Raw genomic sequence first — 19,501 nt, forward strand, 5'->3', positions numbered from 1 at the left:
TCAGGTTAGGCACTAAATCGGGCTTCGAAATGACCAACACCATGTCCACCCGCGTTGCGATTCTCGGCTCCGGTCCGGCCGGCCTTACCGCCGCCATCTACGCCGCGCGCGCAGGCCTTTCCCCGATCGTCATCCAGGGCATTCAGCCCGGCGGCCAACTCACCACGACGACCGATGTCGAGAATTATCCCGGCTTCCGCGACGTCATCCAGGGCCCGTGGCTGATGGAAGAAATGCAGGCGCAGGCGGAGCATGTCGGCACCCGCATGGTGTGGGACCACATCTCCGCAGTGGACCTGAAGAGCCGCCCGATTCGGCTGACTGGCGATAGCGGCACGCAATATTTCGCGGACACGCTCATCATCGCCACCGGTGCCCAGGCCAAGTGGCTCAATCTTCCGTCGGAAGAGCATATGAAGGGCAGGGGCGCGTCAGCTTGCGCGACCTGCGACGGCTTCTTCTATCGCGGCAAGCGCGTCGCGGTCATCGGCGGCGGCAACACCGCGGTCGAGGAAGCGCTTTACCTCACCAATCACAGCCACGACGTCACTCTGATCCACCGCCGCGACAGCCTTCGCGCCGAGAAGATCCTGCACGACCGGCTGTTCGCCAATCCGCACATCAAGATCATCTGGGATTCGGAAGTCACCGAGTTCGTGGGCGGCGGCGAGCCCGAAGCGCTGATCGGCCTCGACATCAAGAACCGCCTGACCGGCGAAGTCTCGCGCATCGATGTGGAAGGCGCATTCGTCGCCATCGGCCACAAGCCGGCGACCGAATTGTTCGACGGCCAGCTCAAGCTCGACAGCGACGGCTATCTCGACGTCGAAATTGGCTCGACCCGCACCAGCATCCCGGGCGTGTTCGCCTGCGGCGACGTCATGGACAAGATTTACCGCCAGGCCGTGACCGCGGCCGGAACGGGCTGCATGGCCGCCCTGGATGCGGAGAAGTATCTGGCGGCGCAGGAATTCGAGGCGATGGCCGCCGAGTAGGCCTTAGCGGCTCTGAAGCCGCTCCACGAAAGCCAGAAGGCTACCAAAGCTCGCAAAGTCCTCGGCATCGACGTCGTCGTCTTCGATCAGGACGCCCAGCCGCTCCTCGAGCGCGGTCAGAAAATTCGCGACTGCCATGGAATCGAATTCGGGAAGCGATCCGAACAGAGCGGTGCTGTCTGCAAACCCGCTCACCTGGGATTCCGCGAGACCGAGCACCTGCGACAGCAGTTCCCGCAGCGTCACCTCGGCGATGATCTCGTCGGGCGCTTTTTCGACCTTGTTCAACACCCTCGCGCCCCTAATCCATGGTCGTTGTTACGGCAACATCATTGCCTCGCGCCCCTCTCCCGGCGATGACGACTGAGTGACACCGGATCCAATGCCTTTTCCGCTCGATCACCTGGTCATTCGCGGCGCTCCGGATGCGCCTGCGCTTACCGCGGGAACGGAAACGCTGACTTACGCCGATTTGGAGGAGGAGGTTGGACGGACAGCCTCCACGCTGCTCTCGAGGGGGCTCAGTGCAGGCGACCGCGTGGCGAGCTGGATGGGAAAGACCAAGCTGGCCTGCATCCTTCCGCTCGCCGCAGCGCGCGCCGGCCTTGTGCATGTTCCAATCAACCCCGTGCTCAAGCGCGCGCAGGCCCGGCACATCTTGTCGGACAGCGGCGCGAAACTGCTGATTGCAAACGAGGCCCGATTGGCGTCCCTGGAGGACGGCGACCGTTCTGGCGTGGAGCTATTAGTCCTCGAGCATTGGAATGCGTCCAGCGAGGCCCTCGGTCCGTCGACGCGAGATCCCGAGGATTTGGCTGCTCTGCTCTATACATCTGGGTCCACCGGCAAGCCCAAGGGTGTCATGCTGAGTCACGCCAACCTGTGGCTCGGTGCAATCAGCGTCGCGCATTACCTCGGACTTGGGCCAGGTGATCGCACTCTCGCCGTGCTCCCGCTGGCCTTCGATTACGGCCAGAACCAACTGCTTTCGACATGGGCTGCGGGGGGACAAGCGATCGCGTTCGACTACCTCCTGCCAAAGGACGTCGCCCGAGCAGTCGGGCGTCATGACGTCACCGTGCTGGCAGGCGTTCCCCCGCTTTGGATTCAGCTTGCGGAGGCTGATTGGTCGAAAGGCCAGGGTGCGACGCTTCGAACCCTGACGAATAGCGGCGGGCATCTGCCCGAGACCGTCTTTCGCAAGCTCCGCTCGCTCTTTCCGGCCGCGTCGGTCCATCTCATGTACGGTCTGACGGAGGCCTTTCGTTCGACGAGCCTCGATCCCTCCCTCGCGGATGCGCACCCGGACAGCGTGGGAAAGGCCATTCCCTTCGCGGAAGTCATGATCGTCGCCTCCGATGGAAGTGAAGCTCTGCCGGGGAGGGAAGGCGAACTGGTTCATGCTGGGCCCCTGGTCGCGCAAGGCTATTGGCAGGACCAGGAGAAATCGGCTGAACGATTCAAGCCGGCGCCCGCGTCCTCTCGATATGGAGGGACCGCAGTCTGGTCCGGCGATCGCGCGGTGAGGGCTGAAGACGGCCTGATCCGCTTCCGTGGCCGAGACGACGCGATGATCAAGGTGAGTGGCAATCGACTGAGTCCGACCGAGATCGAGGAAGCGGCGCTCTCAAGCGGCGCAGTTCGGGACGTCATTGCACTTGGGGTGAAAGACGAGCGTCTGGGCCAGGCGGTCAGGTTGATCGCAGTTGCCGACGGGGAGAGCGCCGAAGACCGGCTGAGAGCTTACTTCGCCAGGGAGCTTCCTGCCTACATGCAGCCCAGGGACATCGTCTGGGTCGATGCACTTCCCATTTCGCCTAATGGCAAGGTCGATCGGGCGGCATTGGTGAAGGAACACGCATGAAGCCGATGGGGCCTATTCCGCCAGGCTTTGGCGCCGATGGTGAGGGGCGTCTCCTGATCGGTGGGCGCACGTTCGATGACTTGATTGCCGATGCGGGCGGCACGCCTCTGTTCGTTTACGACAAGTCCTTGGTCGGACGGCAGATTGATCGCTTCCGGGCAGCAATGCCGCCTGGTGTCGCCCTGCATTATGCCGTGAAAGCAAACCCGTATGCTCCGTTGCTGCCATGGATTGCGGAGAAGGTGGACGGGTTCGACGTTGCTTCGGCGGGGGAGCTCGGATGCGTCGCTCATCTCGGCCTCCCAATTAGCTTCGCGGGGCCGGGCAAGACCGATCAGCAGCTGGAAGCCGCGATCGGCGCCGGCGTCACGATCAATCTCGAAAGCGAGGGGGAGGCAGAGAGAGCGCTGGCCATTTCGGCGCTGGGAAACAGGCCTCCCAAACTTGCGGTGCGAGTGAACCCGCCCTTTGCGCTCAAGGGCGCGGGGATGAAGATGGGCGGGTCGGTGAGCCAGTTTGGCGTTGACCACGACCGTGCGCCGGCGCTCATCCGCCGTTTGATCGAAGCAGGCGCGGATTGGCGCGGCCTCCACATCTTCGCCGGTAGCCAGTCCCTTCACGCGGAAGCGCTGATCGAAGCGCAGGCTGCGACAATCGCTCTGGCGGCGGAGATTGCTGATCAGGCCGGAGCCCCGCCGCCCGAGGTTAATCTCGGCGGCGGGTTCGGCATTCCGTATTTTGGCGGGGATCAGCCGCTCGACCTCGAAGCGATTGGAACGACGCTTTCCAATGTATTGCAAGAGCGTGGAAAAACCCTCGAAAGCACCAAGTTCGCTATTGAGCTCGGCCGCTGGCTCGTGGGCGAGGCAGGGGTCTATCTCACGCGCATCGTCGACCGGAAGGAAAGCCGCGGCGAGACGTTCCTGGTCACCGATGGCGGCCTTCACCACATGCTCGCCGCGTCTGGCAATTTTGGCCAGCTCCTTCGCCGAAACTATCCGGTCGCGATTGCCAACCGCTTTGGGGCTGAGCCAGATGAGGAGGTGACGATCACAGGCTGCCTGTGCACCCCGCTCGATCTCCTCGCCGACAGCGTCGAGTTGCCCCGGGCCGAGGCCGGAGACGTTATCGCCATATTCTGTGCAGGCGCCTACGGCTTGACCGCCAGTCCGCAGGATTTTCTCGGCCAGCAGCGAGCCAGAGAAATCCTCGTTTGAGTTTCGCTCCTAGCCGTACTTGGCTTCGACGAAATAGAGCCCGTCAGGAGGCGCGTTCAGTCCCAATTCCGCGCGATCGCGGGCTTCCAGCGCTCGCTTGACGTCGGAAGGCTGCCACTGGCCTCGTCCAACGAGCGCCAGGCATCCCACCATCGAGCGTACCTGGTGATGCAGGAAGCTTCGTGCAGCCGCCTCGATGTGAATTTCCTCGCCCGTCCTGGCCACGGTCAAATGGTCGAGCGTTTTCACCGGACTATCGGACTGGCAATGCGCGGATCGGAATGTCGTGAAGTCGTGCCGGCCGATCAGAAAAGCTGCACCTTCAGCCATCGCCTCCGCGTCCAATGGAACTGCGATGTGCCAAACGCGGCCGCGATCCAAAGCCGGCGGAGCGCGGCGATTCAGTATGCGATACAGATACTTGCGGCCAAGGCATGAGAACCGCGCGTGCCAGTCATCCGCGACGTCCTCCACCGCAATGACCGAGATCGGATGAGGCCGGATCAGAGCGTTAATTCCCTCCCGCAAGCGGTGCTCCGTCAGCGGCTTCTCGATATCAACGTGGGCGGCCATGGCCAGCGCGTGAACACCGGCATCCGTGCGCCCTGCCGCATGCACGGCTGTAAGCTCTCCGGTCATGCTCTGGATGGCCTCTTCCAGAGACTGCTGGACCGACGGGCCATGATCCTGCCGCTGCCAGCCCATGAAGGGTTGGCCGTCATACTCGACCGTCAGCTTCCATCGCGTCACGAGTTGCCAGGCTCTTCTTGATTAAGCCGTGAGCCTTTGGGAATCGGAAACCCACGGAGAAGTTCGTCGGGATTCATTCTAGTTCGACCAGCGCGCTGAACGATCAGCGGCCGAACCGCCCGCTCTGCGCAGGCGATTTTTAGATGATCGTCCGCAACCACGCCCGAGGGACCACCGCCGGGAACGACTTCTGCTAGAAGGACCTTGATCCGCTCGCCCAAGAACTCGAACCAAGCGCCGGGTGGGTTAAACGCCCGCACTTGTCGTTCGACGGCGTCCGCATCCCGCGTGAAATCAAGCTGCGCCTCAGATTTATCGAGCTTTGAAGCGTATGTGGCGCCGTCCTCGGGTTGTGGCCTTGGCGGGTAGCGTGCCGGTTCGGCAAGCCACCGCCAGAGTGCCTGTCCACCAAGTAATGCCAATTCTTCGGTAACCTGTCCTGCTGTTTTCCCGTCGATTTCGAGAGGCCAGTCTAGCAATATTGGACCGGTATCCAGGCCTTCGTCCATTTGCATAAGCGTGATGCCAGTCTCTTTGTCACCGGCAAGGATTGCACGCTGGATCGGCGCCGCGCCGCGCCAGCGGGGGAGGAGCGAAGCATGGATGTTCACGCAGCCCATCTTCGGTGCGTCGAGGATCGGCTTGGGCAAAATCAGACCGTAAGCGGCGACGACTGCCAGGTCTGCGTCCAGGGCGGTGAAGCGAGCCTGCTCTTCCTCGTTCCGAAGGGTTCTTGGTGTCCGGACTTCCAGCCCGAGCTGCTCGGCTCGCTCATGGACGGCGGTCTTCCGGTCGGCCTTTCCGCGTCCGGCAGGCCGCGGAGGCTGGCAATAGACAGCAATGACCTCGTGACCTGCCTCGACCAGCGCGTTTAGTGCTGGAACGGCAAAGTCCGGCGATCCCATGAAGATGATCCGCATTGCCGCGCCCTATGGCGGAAGGCGGGGACTTTGCCTACCTCAGCGCCGTAATGGCTTCCGAGGAGATTGAGGCGCTTTCAGGCGCGCTGGCACGGCTGCCGGGGCTCGGACCCCGTTCGGCACGTCGTGCCGTGCTGCACCTCATGAAAAAGCGTCAGACCGCACTGGAGCCGCTGCTGTCGGCCCTGCAGCGAGTCTCGGAGAAGCTTTCGACCTGCTCTGTGTGCGGGAACGTCGATACGTCGGACCCCTGCGGTATTTGCCGCGATCCGCGCCGGGACGAGAAGAGTCTCTGCATCGTGGAGGAAGTTGCCGACCTCTGGGCGCTCGATCGCTCGCGGCTGTTTCCCGGGCGATATCATGTGCTTGGCGGCCGGCTTTCAGCGCTGGAGGGCGTTCGGCCCGATGATCTGGCGATCGACAGCCTCATCCAGCGCGTGGCGTCGGGCGGCATTGAGGAGGTCGTCCTCGCCATGAACGCCACCCTGGAGGGCCAAACCACGGCGCATTACCTCGCTGAGCGGCTCGAAAAGTTCCCAATCCGCCTCACGCAGCTCGCTCACGGCCTCCCTGTGGGAGGGGAGCTGGATTATCTCGACGAGGGCACGCTCGCGCAGGCGCTTCGTGCTCGTCGGCCGGTTGCTTGAAGCGACTGGGCTGAAAGACTAAATTGACCCGCATGGCCATCCGACCGATCGTTGAAGTTCCCGACCCGCGCCTGCGCGAGATCTCCAAACCTGTTGAAGGCGTGGACGAAGAGCTGCGCACCCTCGTCGCCGACATGTTCGAGACGATGTACGATGCGCCCGGCATTGGCCTTGCGGCGATCCAGGTCGGCGTGCCGCTGCGCGTGCTGGTGATCGATCTTCAGGAGCCGGAAGAAGAGGGCGGAGAGCCGGTCAAGGACCCGCGCGTGTTCATCAATCCGGAAATCCTGACCACCTCCGACCAGGACGTGCCGTATACCGAGGGCTGCCTGTCGGTGCCGGACCAGTTCGCCGAGGTCGACCGGCCCGATCGCATTCGCGCGCGTTGGTTGGATCTCGACGGCAAGGTCCGCGAAGAGGACATCGACGGGATGCTGGCGGTTTGCCTCCAGCATGAGATGGACCATCTCAACGGGGTGCTGTTCATCGACCATCTGTCCCGCTTGAAGCGCAACATGATCCTCAACAAGCTCGCCAAGCAGCGGAAGGTGGCAGCCTAGGCCATCGCCGGCGTCACCGACGCCGCTGCATTCCTGCAATCCTCGGCGCATTCCCGGCAGATTTGCGCGCAGAGCCGGCAATGCTCATGATCGTGCTTCTCGCACTCCGCCGCACATGCGTCGCAAACGCGGGCGCAGAGTTCGAGGACTTCGCGGAGAACCTGTTCATTCGAGCCGGTGCGGCGTAGCCCGACGCGGCAGGCGGCGTCGCAGATGTCTGCGCAGTCCATGCAGGTGCGGATGCACTGCGTCATGTCCATCTTCTCGGCCGCGCAGGCGTCGGCGCAGCTGAGACACATTTTCGCGCAGTACATCAGGTGGTGGACGGCATCGCCGAGCGGCTGGTTCACATGGCCATGCACGTCGGGGTGCAGCGAGATCATCTTGCGGATGGACATTCAGGACTCCCTAGATTCCTGTGGAGAACCAGTAGTGCGTAGCGCGGTTCCTATTGTCGCTGAAATGAAATCGCTCTAAGGTTCCCGTTCTGTTCCTGGGAGGGTGCGGACATGAGTGGAACCGTCATCGCCTTCGTCATTATCGCTCTCGCCGTTGGAGCGTTGCTAGGCTGGTTGCTTGGCAGCCGAGACGGAGCCGGCGCGAAGCAAACGGTCGACAGCCTGCGCCTGCAACTCAATGAGGTCGCGCGGGAACGCGATGCCAATCGCGAGGCGGTGACGAAGCTGGCTGCCCTCGAAGCATCACAGGTGGAACGAGAGAAGGGTTTCGAAGCCCGTATCAAGGAACTGATCGAGGCCAAGGAGGCGTTGTCGAGCCAGTTTGCCGAGATCAGCAACAAGCTACTCGCCGAGGCGCAGGAGACATTCCTGAAGCGCGCCGATCAGCGGTTCCGGCAATCCGAGGAGAATAGCGGCGCTAACATCAAGGCATTGCTTCAGCCGGTTCACGATCGCCTGGAACGTTATGAGACGACCGTACAGAAGGTAGAAGCCGAACGCCGCGACGCCTTCGGACTTCTTTCAGGGCAGATCGATGCGATGCGCACCGGGACTGAGCGCGTATCTGCAGAGGCGGCCAAGCTTGTGAACGCACTTCGCAATGCGCCTAAAGCACGCGGGCGCTGGGGTGAACAGCAACTCCGCAACGTGCTCGAAAGCTGCGGCCTGTCCGAGCATTGCGACTTCGCAACCGAGGTGAGTGTCATCGACGGGGATGGGCAGCGGTTGCGCCCTGACGTCGTGGTTCGCGTGCCTGGCGGGCAATCGCTGGTGATCGATGCCAAGGTTTCCCTGAACGATTACCAGGACGCCTTCGGCGCCGTCGACGAGGCCGATCGAGCGACGCACCTGACGGCACATGCCTCCGCGATCCGCGCCCACGTGAACACCTTGGGCGCAAAGGCGTACTGGGCACAGTTCGAGGATGCGCCGGACTATGTCGTGATGTTCATTCCGGGCGAGCATTTCCTAACGGCAGCGCTCGAGCAGGATCCGAACCTTTGGGATTTTGCCTTCGACAAGAAAGTGCTTCTCGCAACGCCGACCAATCTGATTGCGATCGCGCGCACCGTGGCTGCGGTCTGGCGGCAGGAGAAGCTTGCCAAGGAAGCCCGGCAGATCGGTGAGCTTGGGAAGGAGCTCTACGAACGGCTCGCCAAAGCGGCCGACGATCTTCGCAAAGTCGGCAGCGGCCTGTCGTCGGCGGTGAACAATTACAACAGCTTCGTCGCGAGCTTTGAGACGCGGTCGCTAGTTACGGCGCGCAAGTTTCGTGAGCTCAATATCGAACCGGGCCGGCGAGACATCGATGTGCTGATGCCCGTCGAGGCGCTCCCGCGCTACGCGGATGAGGAACTCGGACTCAGCGAGAGCGAAGGCCCGCCGCAGATCGCTGCCGAATGACTTAGAAGGTCTGACGGAGCTCGATTGTCCCTGCGGAATTGCTGAGCGTGAGCCGATCGCCGTTCGGCTTCATCGTCACAGGCTGTCCGAGGATCTTCGCTCCCTGGTTCTCGAAGCTCATGGCGGGCTCAGGACAGAACTTCCGCGTCATGGCCATCGCGCCGACGTTCAGGGTGTCGCCGCCGACGGAATAGCCGCCGCTCATGCTGTTGCACCCGAACTTGGCGCTGACACGGTCTGCATCGAACTGAACGAAGTAATCACCCTGCTGTGGTGTGGGGCGGCCGTTGACCGACTCCACGCGCCAGTTGGTTCCGGCAAGAGTCGCTGGAGCCACGGGATCTCCTCCGCATCCGTTGAATCGTTTGCCGTCGACATCGACCTGAACCTTATCGCTATAAATCTTGTCCGACATGCCGTCGCTGCAACTGGCGTGGACGATGTTCACGTGGATGCGCGGCGTCTGGTAGATTTCGCCGGCGATCCCGACGATTGCGGGCGGCCGCGGCTGACGGATCGGTTCCCCTCCAGCGGGAATGAAGGTGACGTCCCTATCGTCGATGACCAGCGACCAAAATGGCTCGGTTCCGATTGCGCGATAGGGCGCTGTCGACGGTGGTGGATAGGTCATGCAGGCGTTGAGCAACAGCGCGACAGGTAGGGCCAGGAACGCTTTCATGACTTGGACCTCCAATTTCAGACGAAGTACCTCATGAAGCCCGCCAGCTTGCCGTAACCTGAAAGGCCATGACCGCAGCCGCGATCGCAGCATTCAGGCTATCGGCCCGGCCCGCCATCGGAATTTTGACCAGGACGTCGCAGGCTTCCTCATACGATTGCGGCAGACCCTGCTGTTCATTGCCGATCAGCAGGAATGTAGGCGGCAGATAGGTGACGCTGAGGTAATCCTGGTCCGTGTTGAGGCTGGTGCCGACAAGCTGCCCTTCGCCCGAGCGAAGCCACGCCAGGAAATCGCTCCACGGTGCTTTCGCAACCTGCTGCGTGAAGATTGCGCCCATCGAAGCGCGCGCGGCTTCCACGGAGTAAGGGTCCGCGCTGTCGTCGACGAGAATGAGGCCGCCTGCACCCACTGCGTCGCCGGTCCTCAGGATCGTCCCGATGTTCCCTGGATCACGAAGCGCTTGAGCGACGAACCACAAGGGCGCGCGCGTGCGATCGATGCTGCTGAGGTCTGTTGCAGGCTGCTTGTAGGCCGCGACCAGCATCTGCGGATTGTCCTTGCCCGACGTCTTCGACAGGATGTCCGGCGTGGTCTGGACAGCGTCGCCCCCGGCGGCCTCGGTGGCGGCAATGATCTCGGACGCAAGCGGATGCCGCGCGCCCTCCGGGGAGAACATGATGATCTCGGGCAAACGGCCGCTGTCCCGCGCCTCGGCGATGATCCGGAGACCCTCGGCCAGGAACAGGCCTTCTTCCTTCCGGGCCTTCTTGTCCCGAAGGGAGCGGAGCCTTTTGACGGTCGTATTGGAGAAGGCGGTGATCTCGCGGGGCATTATTCTTCCCCGAACCGCTCCACGACTAAAGCAGCAAGCTTCTCGAGAGCATCCTCGGCATTTTCACCGGAAACGTAGATCGTGATCGAGTCGCCCTTGGCTGCGCCAAGCATCATCAGTCCCATGATCGACGTGCCGCAGACCTTGTTGCCATCCTTTTCGACCTCAACGGTCGCATCCAGGCCACTGGCAAGATTGACGAATTTAGCACTCGCCCTCGCATGGAGCCCGCGCTGGTTGGTAACCTGAACCTCGCGCTGTAGCGCGCTCAAGCGGCGGCTTCCCCGAGGATCTCGGACGCGACCGAGATGTACTTTCGTCCGGCCTCTCGAGCAGCCGCAACGGCCGCGTGAACGCCCATGACCTTGCGTGCGCCTTCCAGGCGAATGAGCATCGGCAGGTTCACGCCAGCGATCACCTCGACATTCTCGCTTTTCATCAGAGAGATGGCGAGGTTGGACGGTGTGCCGCCGAACAGATCGGTGAGGATGATCACGCCCTTGCCTCGATCGACGTTGGCAATCGCATTGGCGATGTCCTGCCGCCGCGCTTCCATGTCATCATCGGGACCGATGCAGATGGCTTCGATCGCCTCCTGCGGCCCTACGACATGCTCCATGGCGACCACGAATTCAGCCGCCAGGCGGCCGTGGGTCACCAGTACCAATCCAATCATTCGTTCAACCCACTTCCAGAATCGCCGCCGGATACATCGGCTGCGGCGCGCCCCGGATCTTCCTCGATCGTATCGCTCGGCTGTGAGGCAAGGTCACGATGGCGGACATTTGGCGAAAATCCCGCCTTTCGCAACCGTTCGGACATCTCCTCCGCGGCCGCGACCGACCGGTGCCGTCCACCGGTGCAGCCGAAAGCCACGGTCACATAGCTTTTGCCGGCCGCCCAGTAGCGGGGAATCCAGTCGGTGAGAAGCGCTTCCAGTTGGTCCAGTGCCAGCGTCCAGGCGGAGTCCTTTTCCAGGTATTCGCGAATGGGCTGGTCGATGCCGGTCAGCGGTCTAAGCTCCTCCACCCAGTGAGGATTATCCAGAAACCGCATGTCGAACATCAGGTCTGCGGTGCGCGAGACGCCGCGAGCGTATCCGAATGAAACAATCGTCAGCACCGGCTCGTCGCTGTCGCTAGGATAACGGCGGCGGAGCTCGTCGCGCAGTTCGGTCGGGGTCAGGTCGGTGGTGTCGATGATCGCATCGGCCGCGCTTCGCAGCGGAGCAGTCATGTCGCGCTCGCGGGCGATCCCGTCTTCTGCAGGCCGGTCGGCAGCGAGAGGGTGACGCCGGCGCGTCTCATTGTAACGCCGCATCAGCTCGTTTCCGGCGCAGTCGAGATAGAGGATCTCCCCGCGCACGCCCTGAATTGAGCGGATCAGCCCCGGCAAAGCGGCCGCATCGAAGCCTCGGCTGCGGACGTCCATGCCGACCGCCGCCGGCCCTACTCGAACATCGGACGCTCGGCCGCCGCGCACGAAATTGTCGAGAAGCGAAACGGGAAGGTTGTCGACGCAATCCCAGCCCATGTCCTCGAGCGCGTCGAGCACGCTGGACTTGCCGGCACCCGACATGCCGGTGACGAGAAGAAGACGGGGCGGGGAACTCTGGCGGGTAGGCACCGTCGCCTTGTTAGAACTTCAGTCCGAGGCGGTCGAGGGCCAGCGCAACTTTCGAGGCGGCCGACGCTGTCTGGGCGTCAACGCTCACCAGCGGAACGTTCACGCCAAGGACGGGTCGCTCGCGCCGATCGTCGGGCAATCGCATGATCTCGCTAGTCAGCTCGACGTAAAGCGCGATCGGGACATCGCCGATCGTTTCCATGTCCACGATGCCAATGCCGCGAATCTCGAGCTTGCCCTTGATCGTCGGCGGGGCGCTGGCGAGCAGGTGTTCGCCATCGCGGCGGACGATGGTCTGGTCATCGCTGACAAGCATGAAGCCACGGTCGAGCAGGCGGAGTGCGAGATCGGACTTTCCCGATCCGGACGGACCGGAGATCAGCACCGCTCGGCCTTCCAGCGCGACTGTGCTGGCGTGGACCGTCTCCGACGACAGGAGGCGGCTGCTCATTCTACCTCTGCCGCCGGCAGGCGAATGGTGAAGCGGGCGCCGGAAGGTGCGTCATCGCGGTCTTGCACGTCAATTTCCCCGTCGTGGCCTTCGACGATCGCCCGGGCGATGGCGAGACCAAGCCCGGTATGCCGTCCGAAATGTTCCTCTTCGGGTCTTACTGAGTGGAATCGGTTAAAAATGGCTTCCCGCGCGTCTTCAGGGACGCCTGGGCCTTCGTCATCGATGCGGATCCGGATTTCGTCGCCGACATGCGTGGCCGCAATCTCCACGAGTCCACCCGGGGGGGAGAAACTGATTGCATTGTCGATGATGTTGTCGATGGCCCGGACCAGGCGATTGACGTCACCCAGCACGACAGCGCTGGACTTTCGCGGCCGAGCAAAGGCGATGCGCGCGTCGCCCTTTTCGCGGCGGTGCTCCCACGAATTGACGAGTTGCTCGATGACAGGACCGAGATCGACCGGCTCGAAGCGGGCTCGAGCCAACTCGGCATCGGTCCGCGCCGCTTCGCTGATGTCCCCGATCAGCCTGTCGAGGCGCACGACGTCGTCCTTGGCGACCATCAGCAACTTCGCCTTCAGCTCCGGGTCATCGACCCGCTCGAGGCCGTCCAGCGCCGACCGCAGTGACGCCAGCGGGTTTTTCAGCTCATGAGTCACGTCGGCCGCGAAGTGCTCGATATTGTCCATGCGGTGGCGGAGTGACTGGCTCATGTCGGAAACTGCGCGGGCCAGAAGGCCGATTTCGTCAATTCGGGACGGCAAACGAGGGACCTTCACCTCTCGCGCCCGGCCGAGACGAACGCGATGGGCCGCCAAGGCCAGCCTGCGCAGCGGACGGACGATGGTCCTTGCCAGGAACAGCGAGAGCAGGACGGAAAGCAGGGTCGCGAAGGCCATCGCGGCGAACAGCGACCGACGCTGGCTTCGTACGATGCGGGTGAAATCCCGATCGTTGGTCGTCAGCAGCACGGTGCGATCGCCGACCGGAGCGGCCGCCGAGAAAACGGGGGTCAGGTCAGGCGCGTTGCGGACCTTGGTGACCGCCTGCTTCGTCTCGCGCGCATGGACGGCTTCGGACCACACCTCGACCCTATCGTCCGTGGGTTCGATGAAATCGTCGAGAGGCGATGCTCCGACCAAGGCATTGAAGCCGCGGTCGAGCGCTCGCGCTGCATCCTTGTTCCACTTCTGCAGGGTCGGGTCCCTCAGCGTGTAGGTCGGGCCGGTGACGTTCCAGCTGTCGGCCTGCAGCGAACCGTCAGGGCCGTAGACGCGAATCCGGCTACCGGTAGAACGGGCGAGGGAGGTTAGGACCGAATCTTGTGCCTGTTCCGGCGTCGCGGCGAGGACTCCGGCGACCATGCCCGCCTCTCGCGAAATCAGGTTGAGGCGCTCTTCGCTCAACTGATTGCGAAAGGCATCCAGGTAGAGGACGCCGAGCGCCAGCAGGACGATCGTCAGCAGGTTTACCGCCAGGATGCGGCGGGTCAGCGGCAGCTGGCCGAACCAGATCGGGCGCCGGTTATTCATCCTGGAATTTGTAACCTACGCCATAGAGAGTCTCGATGGCATCGAACTCCGGATCCACGGCTCGGAATTTCCGGCGCATGCGCTTGATGTGGCTGTCGATGGTGCGGTCGTCGACAAAGACGTCGTCATGATAGGCGATGTCGAGCAGCTGGTTGCGCGTCTTCACGACGCCCGGACGTTGGGCCAGCGCCTCCAGGATGAGAAACTCGGTGACCGTCAGGGTCACGTCGCGGCCGCCCCACAACACCTTGTGACGGGCTGGATCCATGACGAGGCGACCTCGGTCGAGAAGGACGGGCTCTGGCTCGTCCGCACTGTCGCTCGCAAGGCCCTTGGCGAGCTCCTGCCGGCGCAGAATGGCGCGGATGCGGGCGATCAGGAGACGCTGGGAAAAGGGCTTGGCGATATAATCATCGGCACCCATCGCGAGTCCAAGGGCCTCGTCCAGTTCATCGTCCTTCGACGTCAGGAAGATGACTGGAACAGTGCTGAACTCGCGCAGGCGACGCAGCAGCTCCATCCCGTCCATGTGCGGCATCTTGATGTCGAAGACGCCGAGGTCTGGTTCCTTTTCGGCGAAAGCTTTCAGCGCGGCGGTGGGGTCGGTGTAGACCCGAGTCACGAAGCCTTCCGCCTGCAGCGCGATCGAGACGGAAGTCAGGATGTTGCGGTCGTCATCGACCAGCGCGATCTCGTGGCTCATCGGGGCACGGATAGATAGGCGAATCCGCTTAAACAAGCGGTCCGCGCACCGTCAGTTTCCGACAGAGCGTTGGGCCTGACTTTTCAATCGCTTACTGGAACCGGTTACATTGTGTCGGGCTGACACAAGACCGGTCATCCGCTTTGACGCAGTAAGTTTCTTGGGGTTATAGGCCGCCAACGCATACGTATGCGGCGGCAGGCCAGACCGGTCGTCGCCGCTTAATTTATTGAAACGAAGGGGATTTTACGTGACCGATCGGGTGCCGCAGTTCGGGCTAGACGACCAGGGCATTGAGACTGGTGCGACGCTCCACTGGAACCTGTTGACCGCGCCCCTGGTGGAAGCTGCCGTGCAGCGTGGCGAGGGCCGGCTGACGAAGGACGGCGCACTGCTGGTCGATACCGGCAAGTTTACCGGCCGGAGCGTGAAGGACAAATTCGTCGTCCGCGACGCAACGACTGAAGACACGATCAACTGGGGCTCCATCAACCAGCCAATGACGGTTGAGCATTGGGCAAACCTGAAGGCCGACTTCATGGCCGCTCTGAAGGAGCAGGACGAGCTCTACGTCGCGGATCTCTTCGGCGGCAGCCAGCCGGAATATCGCGTTAACGTCCGTGTGGTTACGCAGATGGCGTGGCACAACCTGTTCATCCGCACCTTGCTGGTACGTCCGAAGGCCGACGAGTTGGCGGGCTTCACGCCCGAATACACGATCATCAACCTGCCGAGCTTCAAGGCGGATCCGGCACGTCACGGCAGCCGCAGCGATACCGTGATTGCGGTCAACCTGACCGAGAAAATGATCCTGATCGGCAACACCGAATATTCGGGCGAAATGAAGAAGGGGGTGTTCGGCCTCCTGAACTTCCTGCTGCCGGCGGAAGGTGTGATGCCGATGCACTGCTCGGCCAACATCGGCGCCGACGGCAAGAGCGCGATCTTCTTTGGCCTTTCGGGTACCGGCAAGACCACGCTTTCGGCCGACGCGAGCCGAACTTTGATCGGCGACGACGAGCATGGCTGGTCGGACACCGCAGTCTTCAACTTCGAAGGCGGCTGCTACGCGAAGATGATCAATCTTTCGGCCGAAGGTGAGCCGGAGATTTACGCGACGACCAAGATGTTCGGCACGATCCTCGAGAACGTGACGATGGACGAGGCAACGCGCGAGCTGGACTTCACGGACGCCAGCAAGACCGAGAACACCCGCGGCGCCTATCCGATCGAGTTCATCCCGAACACGAGCGAGAAGAATCTCGGCCCGCCGCCGTCGACCATCATCTTTTTAACCGCCGACGCGTTCGGCGTTCTGCCTCCGATTGCGCGGCTGACGCCCGACCAGGCGATGTATCACTTCCTTTCGGGCTACACCGCCAAGGTTGCCGGGACCGAGATCGGCGTGACCGAGCCGACCGCGACCTTCAGCACCTGCTTCGGCGCCGCGTTCATGCCGCGCCCGCCGTCTGTCTATGGCAATCTGCTCAAGAAGCGGATCGCCGAGGGCGGCGCGGAATGCTGGCTGGTCAACACCGGCTGGACTGGTGGAAAGTATGGCGTTGGCAAGCGGATGCCCATCAAGGAGACTCGTGCGCTCCTAAACGCAGCTCTCGACGGCAGCCTCAACACTGTCGAGTTCCACAAGGATCCGAATTTCGGATTCGAGGTGCCGGTGTCGGTTCCCGGAGTGGATACGTCGATCCTCGATCCGCGCAGCACGTGGGTGGACAAGGACGAGTACGACCGCACGGCGTCCAAGCTCGTCGACCTGTTCATTGAGAACTTCGCTCAATTCGCGGACCAAGTGGACGAGGGCGTTCGACAAGCTGCGCCCAAGGTTCCCGCCGCCGCGTAATTGCCCGGTCATTCAAGGATCGGGCTCCGAATTTTAAGGACCCGATCCAATGACCGAATATTCACCGCGACTCTTCACCGCCGATGCCGAGCTCGAGCATCTTGGCGAGGGCCTGCTCGCCTGCACGCTCGCTCGCGAAGAATGGACCCACGAAGCCCATCTCGGCGCCACGACTTACCTTCTAATGAAACGGCCCGACGTCGATCTGGACGCGAAATTGGCCGGCATCATCCGGCGCTTCAACGAGAGCGTGGGCGGCGTGAACAGCGAGACTGAAGGCTACCACGAGACCATCACGCGCTGCTTCCTGGCGGGAGTGCGCCTGTTTCTGAGCGACGCCGATGCAAGCGAACCACTGCACAAGCTGGTTAACCGCCTGCTGCTGTCCGAGATGGGCCGGAGAGACTGGCCGCTGCGCTTTTACAGCAGGGATCGCCTGTTCTCCGTCGAGGCGCGCCTAAACCATGTCGAGCCCGACCTCGCGGCTATTCCCCGTTCACCTACCGTTATTCGTAGTTCTGCGTATGGTGGTGGGATATAAATCGGGGGAGATGGACTTCATGTTCGGGAGATCGGCTATGCGAGCCCTTCCATTGGCCGCTGCGCTTCTTGTGTCGGCATGTGCAAACGGGCCAACCGTTCGCACGGATTTCGACCCGTCGGCGAACTTTCAGACCTACCGCACCTACAGCTGGATCGACTCCGGTGTACCGCAGGGAATGAACCCACTGATGTTCGCCCGGGTAAAGGCGTCGATTGATCAGACGCTTGCTGCACGCGGCTACACTCTTGCCGACAAAGGTGACTTCTCGGTCGCTTTCACGATCGGCGAGCGCGACCGCACTGAGGTTTACGACTTCGGGCCGTTCTACTCCGGATGGGGCGGATGGGGTGGCTGGGGCCATCGTGGCTGGGGCGGCTGGGGGTTCGGTGGCTGGGGCGGCTTTGGCTCGCCCTTCAGCGACATCGATGTCGACACCTTCACGGAGCGCAGCGTCGTGATCGACATCTACGATGGCGCAACAAGACGGCCGATCTGGCACGGTGTCGGTGCGAACCGCGAGTATCGCGGCAGGGTCGACTACGTTAAGCTCAACCAGGCGGTTGCTGCGGCGCTGGCCAAGTTCCCACCGCAGCCGCCGGTCGTCGGGAGCTAGGCCGCGCTTCTCGCCCGAGCGATATAATCGTCCACGTTCTTGGCGAGCACGTCCATCGGGACGTTCCCACCAAGCACGACCGCATCGTCATACGCCCTGAGATCGTATTTCGAGCCAAGCTCCGCCTTGGCCCGATCACGGAGGCGGTTGATCGTGCTGTGGCCGACCTTGTAGCCGCAGGCTTGGCCCGGCCAGCTGCAGTAGCGATCGACTTCCGAAGCGACCTCGAGCGGATTTGAGCCATTGCGCTGGACGAAGAAGTCCACGCCCTGCTGGCGGGTCCACTTCTTCGCGTGCAGGCCGGTGTCGACGACAAGGCGGCAGCAACGGAAGGCGATGGCCTGAAGATAACCGAGCCGGCCCACCGGGAAATCGTCGTACACGCCGAGTTCGTCCACGAGTTGTTCCGCATAGAGCGCCCAGCCTTCCGAATAGGCGTTGAAGGCTAACAGCGTGCGGATCAGTGGCAGCTTGTTGGCATATTCACCCTGCCAGACGTGACCGGGGATTGCCTCATGTGCGGCGAGGTCGGGCAAGCTGTACTTGCTGTGCAAATCGGTGGTGCGAAGGTTGATCCAGAACTTGCCCGGGATCTTACCGTCGATCGAGCCGGCGCCGCCGTAAGCGCCCGGAGCGCCGGGTTCCTGCTCCGGCGACATGCGCCGGACTTCGAGATGTCCGGGAACCAGCGTGTTGAAGGCCCGCGGCAGGACGGTGCGGATCTTGGCGATGCTCTGCGCAATGTAGGCCTTGATCTCCGCGCGGCCCTTGTCGCCTTCGCTGAACATGTAGCGCGGGTCCTTGGCCAGCGCCTGCATGCGTTCTCCGATGGTCCCCTGCGTGTAACCGAGCGACTTGAGGATCGGCTCCATGCGGCCGTGCAACTCGGCGAGCTGCTCAAGGCCCATCCGGTGAACTTCGTCCGGCGAAAGCGTGGTCGTCGTCGAGGCCTTGAGCGCCCAGCGATAATATTCGTCGCCTGACGGGCGCGACCACATTCCGGCGACGTCGGTTGCCTGCGTGCGTTCCGCCTTGAGCTCATCGATCTGGCGCTGCAGGGCCGGCACGACCTGCTCGACGGCGATTTTCCTCGCCCGTGCATCCCAATCGCCGGCGATGCCCTTGTCCTTCGCACGCTTGACCAGAGAATCGACGATCGTGCCGCCTTGCTGTGTTCCGTTCAGCGAAATATCGAGTTGCGCGAGCGCCTTGTCGATCAGGAATGCGGGCGGGACGAGACCCTTCGCGCGTGCCTCCTTCATCCGCACCAACTCGCCATCCAGCTGTCCCGGATATTCCGCGAGCCTGCTGAGATAGGCTTCGGCATCGTCGCGGTTCTCAACCGGCTGATCCGTGTCGAGTAGTTGCGGCGTGTCGATGTACGCGCCCACGTTCTGGATCACGACGTAGGGCGTGTTGCGCCAGCCCCCGACAGCGACGTCGCCATACGGCAGCGCGAAGCCTTCGAGCGCGGTCGAGTAGGCGCTCTTCACGACCTCGACGCTGGTGCGGACAGGGAAGGAGAGGTTGGAGGTGTCTAGCGCCTCGGCTCGCGCGAGATCGGCCTTAAGCGTGGCGACAACGCGACCTTGCCCGCCGGGAGAGCGATCGCCCAAGTGATAGCGCATCTTGGCTCGTGCTCCGGTGTCGAGACCGAGTGAGGTCGCGCCTTCCGGACTGGTGTCGAGAAGGTTGTTGCCGATCGAATCCAGTAATGCGCCAGCTTCTGCGTCGGTGGCGGGCTTACCCCAGGCGACAGAGGCATTCGAGAAGAGCGGAAGCGCCGCGCTGGCGGCAAGCGTGTTGAGCGCCTGGCGGCGGGAAAGCTGAAATTCGGGCAAG

At 62.7% G+C, this 19,501-nt stretch carries 22 protein-coding genes; 9 read left to right on the plus strand and 13 right to left on the minus strand.

The window, feature by feature from the left end; genetic code table 11:
* Positions 1 to 29 precede the first annotated feature (29 nt).
* A complete protein-coding gene (gene trxB, locus ABD928_RS14970; protein ID WP_187713928.1) occupies positions 30 to 995 on the plus strand; it encodes a thioredoxin-disulfide reductase in 966 nt (321 codons plus the stop codon).
* A 3-nt stretch (positions 996 to 998) separates the two neighbouring features.
* Here trxB and ABD928_RS14975 read toward each other — a convergent pair whose 3' ends face one another.
* Entirely contained in the window at positions 999 to 1,286 is a 288-nt protein-coding gene (locus ABD928_RS14975) for an acyl carrier protein (protein WP_223276133.1), read from the minus strand.
* Between the two features lie 91 nt (positions 1,287 to 1,377).
* Here ABD928_RS14975 and ABD928_RS14980 point away from each other — a divergent pair, with 91 nt between their 5' ends.
* Positions 1,378 to 2,859 (plus strand): acyl-CoA ligase (AMP-forming), exosortase A system-associated, encoded by a 1,482-nt coding sequence (locus tag ABD928_RS14980; protein WP_345170226.1) that lies wholly within the window; start codon positions 1,378 to 1,380, stop codon positions 2,857 to 2,859.
* Positions 2,856 to 4,076 carry a pyridoxal-dependent decarboxylase, exosortase A system-associated gene (locus ABD928_RS14985; protein ID WP_345170016.1) on the plus strand — a complete coding sequence of 407 codons (1,221 nt, stop codon included), beginning with the start codon at positions 2,856 to 2,858 and terminating at the stop codon, positions 4,074 to 4,076. The genes ABD928_RS14980 and ABD928_RS14985 overlap by 4 nt, the downstream gene beginning before the upstream one ends.
* Before the next feature lie 9 nt (positions 4,077 to 4,085).
* Here the strand turns inward: ABD928_RS14985 and truA are convergent, their stop codons facing one another.
* Together truA and fmt are read right to left on the minus strand one after the other, a co-directional pair.
* Positions 4,086 to 4,826, minus strand: a complete 741-nt coding sequence (gene truA / locus ABD928_RS14990; RefSeq protein WP_345170019.1) for a tRNA pseudouridine(38-40) synthase TruA — start codon at positions 4,824 to 4,826, stop codon at positions 4,086 to 4,088.
* Positions 4,823 to 5,746 carry a methionyl-tRNA formyltransferase gene (gene fmt, locus ABD928_RS14995; protein WP_187713930.1) on the minus strand — a complete coding sequence of 308 codons (924 nt, stop codon included), beginning with the start codon at positions 5,744 to 5,746 and terminating at the stop codon, positions 4,823 to 4,825. The genes truA and fmt overlap by 4 nt, the downstream gene beginning before the upstream one ends.
* 50 nt (positions 5,747 to 5,796) lie before the next feature.
* On the opposite strand from fmt, the gene recR reads away from it, so the two are divergent.
* On the plus strand, positions 5,797 to 6,393 hold the full coding sequence (recR, locus tag ABD928_RS15000; protein ID WP_187715863.1) for a recombination mediator RecR: 597 nt from the start codon (positions 5,797 to 5,799) through the stop codon (positions 6,391 to 6,393).
* A gap of 32 nt (positions 6,394 to 6,425) precedes the next feature.
* Positions 6,426 to 6,953: a peptide deformylase gene (def, locus tag ABD928_RS15005; protein WP_187713931.1), complete on the plus strand. Its 528-nt coding sequence runs from the start codon at positions 6,426 to 6,428 to the stop codon at positions 6,951 to 6,953.
* On the opposite strand, the gene ABD928_RS15010 is transcribed toward def, so the two are convergent.
* A complete protein-coding gene (locus ABD928_RS15010) occupies positions 6,950 to 7,351 on the minus strand; it encodes a four-helix bundle copper-binding protein (protein WP_187713932.1) in 402 nt (133 codons plus the stop codon). The genes def and ABD928_RS15010 overlap by 4 nt on opposite strands.
* 111 nt (positions 7,352 to 7,462) lie before the next feature.
* Between ABD928_RS15010 and ABD928_RS15015 the strand changes: the two genes are divergently transcribed.
* Positions 7,463 to 8,815 (plus strand): DNA recombination protein RmuC, encoded by a 1,353-nt coding sequence (locus ABD928_RS15015; protein ID WP_187713933.1) that lies wholly within the window; start codon positions 7,463 to 7,465, stop codon positions 8,813 to 8,815.
* A gap of 1 nt (position 8,816) precedes the next feature.
* Here the strand turns inward: ABD928_RS15015 and ABD928_RS15020 are convergent, their stop codons facing one another.
* From ABD928_RS15020 to ABD928_RS15055, 8 genes are read right to left on the minus strand one after another with little or no spacing between them, the layout of a single operon-like run.
* Positions 8,817 to 9,494: an META domain-containing protein gene (locus ABD928_RS15020; protein ID WP_345170025.1), complete on the minus strand. Its 678-nt coding sequence runs from the start codon at positions 9,492 to 9,494 to the stop codon at positions 8,817 to 8,819.
* A gap of 31 nt (positions 9,495 to 9,525) precedes the next feature.
* Positions 9,526 to 10,329: a TrmH family RNA methyltransferase gene (locus ABD928_RS15025; RefSeq protein ID WP_345170027.1), complete on the minus strand. Its 804-nt coding sequence runs from the start codon at positions 10,327 to 10,329 to the stop codon at positions 9,526 to 9,528.
* Entirely contained in the window at positions 10,329 to 10,601 is a 273-nt protein-coding gene (locus ABD928_RS15030; protein ID WP_187713935.1) for an HPr family phosphocarrier protein, read from the minus strand. Before ABD928_RS15030 ends, ABD928_RS15025 begins: the two co-directional genes overlap by 1 nt.
* Positions 10,598 to 11,005, minus strand: coding sequence for a PTS sugar transporter subunit IIA (locus ABD928_RS15035; protein ID WP_187713936.1), 408 nt, complete (start codon positions 11,003 to 11,005; stop codon positions 10,598 to 10,600). Before ABD928_RS15035 ends, ABD928_RS15030 begins: the two co-directional genes overlap by 4 nt.
* Positions 11,002 to 11,955, minus strand: coding sequence for an RNase adapter RapZ (gene rapZ / locus ABD928_RS15040; RefSeq protein WP_223276134.1), 954 nt, complete (start codon positions 11,953 to 11,955; stop codon positions 11,002 to 11,004). The genes ABD928_RS15035 and rapZ overlap by 4 nt, the downstream gene beginning before the upstream one ends.
* A 10-nt stretch (positions 11,956 to 11,965) precedes the next feature.
* A complete protein-coding gene (locus ABD928_RS15045; RefSeq protein ID WP_187713937.1) occupies positions 11,966 to 12,406 on the minus strand; it encodes an HPr kinase/phosphorylase in 441 nt (146 codons plus the stop codon).
* Entirely contained in the window at positions 12,403 to 13,941 is a 1,539-nt protein-coding gene (locus tag ABD928_RS15050) for a sensor histidine kinase (protein ID WP_345170029.1), read from the minus strand. Before ABD928_RS15050 ends, ABD928_RS15045 begins: the two co-directional genes overlap by 4 nt.
* Positions 13,934 to 14,644: a response regulator transcription factor gene (locus ABD928_RS15055; RefSeq protein WP_187713938.1), complete on the minus strand. Its 711-nt coding sequence runs from the start codon at positions 14,642 to 14,644 to the stop codon at positions 13,934 to 13,936. Before ABD928_RS15055 ends, ABD928_RS15050 begins: the two co-directional genes overlap by 8 nt.
* A gap of 250 nt (positions 14,645 to 14,894) precedes the next feature.
* Between ABD928_RS15055 and ABD928_RS15060 the strand changes: the two genes are divergently transcribed.
* From ABD928_RS15060 to ABD928_RS15070, 3 genes are read left to right on the plus strand one after another with little or no spacing between them, the layout of a single operon-like run.
* Positions 14,895 to 16,502, plus strand: a complete 1,608-nt coding sequence (locus ABD928_RS15060; RefSeq protein ID WP_345170032.1) for a phosphoenolpyruvate carboxykinase — start codon at positions 14,895 to 14,897, stop codon at positions 16,500 to 16,502.
* Positions 16,503 to 16,551: 49 nt separating this feature from the next.
* Positions 16,552 to 17,043 carry a hypothetical protein gene (locus ABD928_RS15065; RefSeq protein WP_187713939.1) on the plus strand — a complete coding sequence of 164 codons (492 nt, stop codon included), beginning with the start codon at positions 16,552 to 16,554 and terminating at the stop codon, positions 17,041 to 17,043.
* Positions 17,044 to 17,080: 37 nt separating this feature from the next.
* Positions 17,081 to 17,659: a DUF4136 domain-containing protein gene (locus tag ABD928_RS15070; RefSeq protein WP_345170034.1), complete on the plus strand. Its 579-nt coding sequence runs from the start codon at positions 17,081 to 17,083 to the stop codon at positions 17,657 to 17,659.
* Here the strand turns inward: ABD928_RS15070 and ABD928_RS15075 are convergent.
* Entirely contained in the window at positions 17,656 to 19,500 is a 1,845-nt protein-coding gene (locus ABD928_RS15075) for a DUF885 domain-containing protein (RefSeq protein WP_345170036.1), read from the minus strand. The genes ABD928_RS15070 and ABD928_RS15075 overlap by 4 nt on opposite strands.
* Position 19,501: the final 1 nt, after the last annotated feature.

This window comes from Sphingomonas daechungensis, assembly GCF_039543105.1.
Taxonomy (GTDB): domain Bacteria; phylum Pseudomonadota; class Alphaproteobacteria; order Sphingomonadales; family Sphingomonadaceae; genus Sphingomicrobium; species Sphingomicrobium daechungense.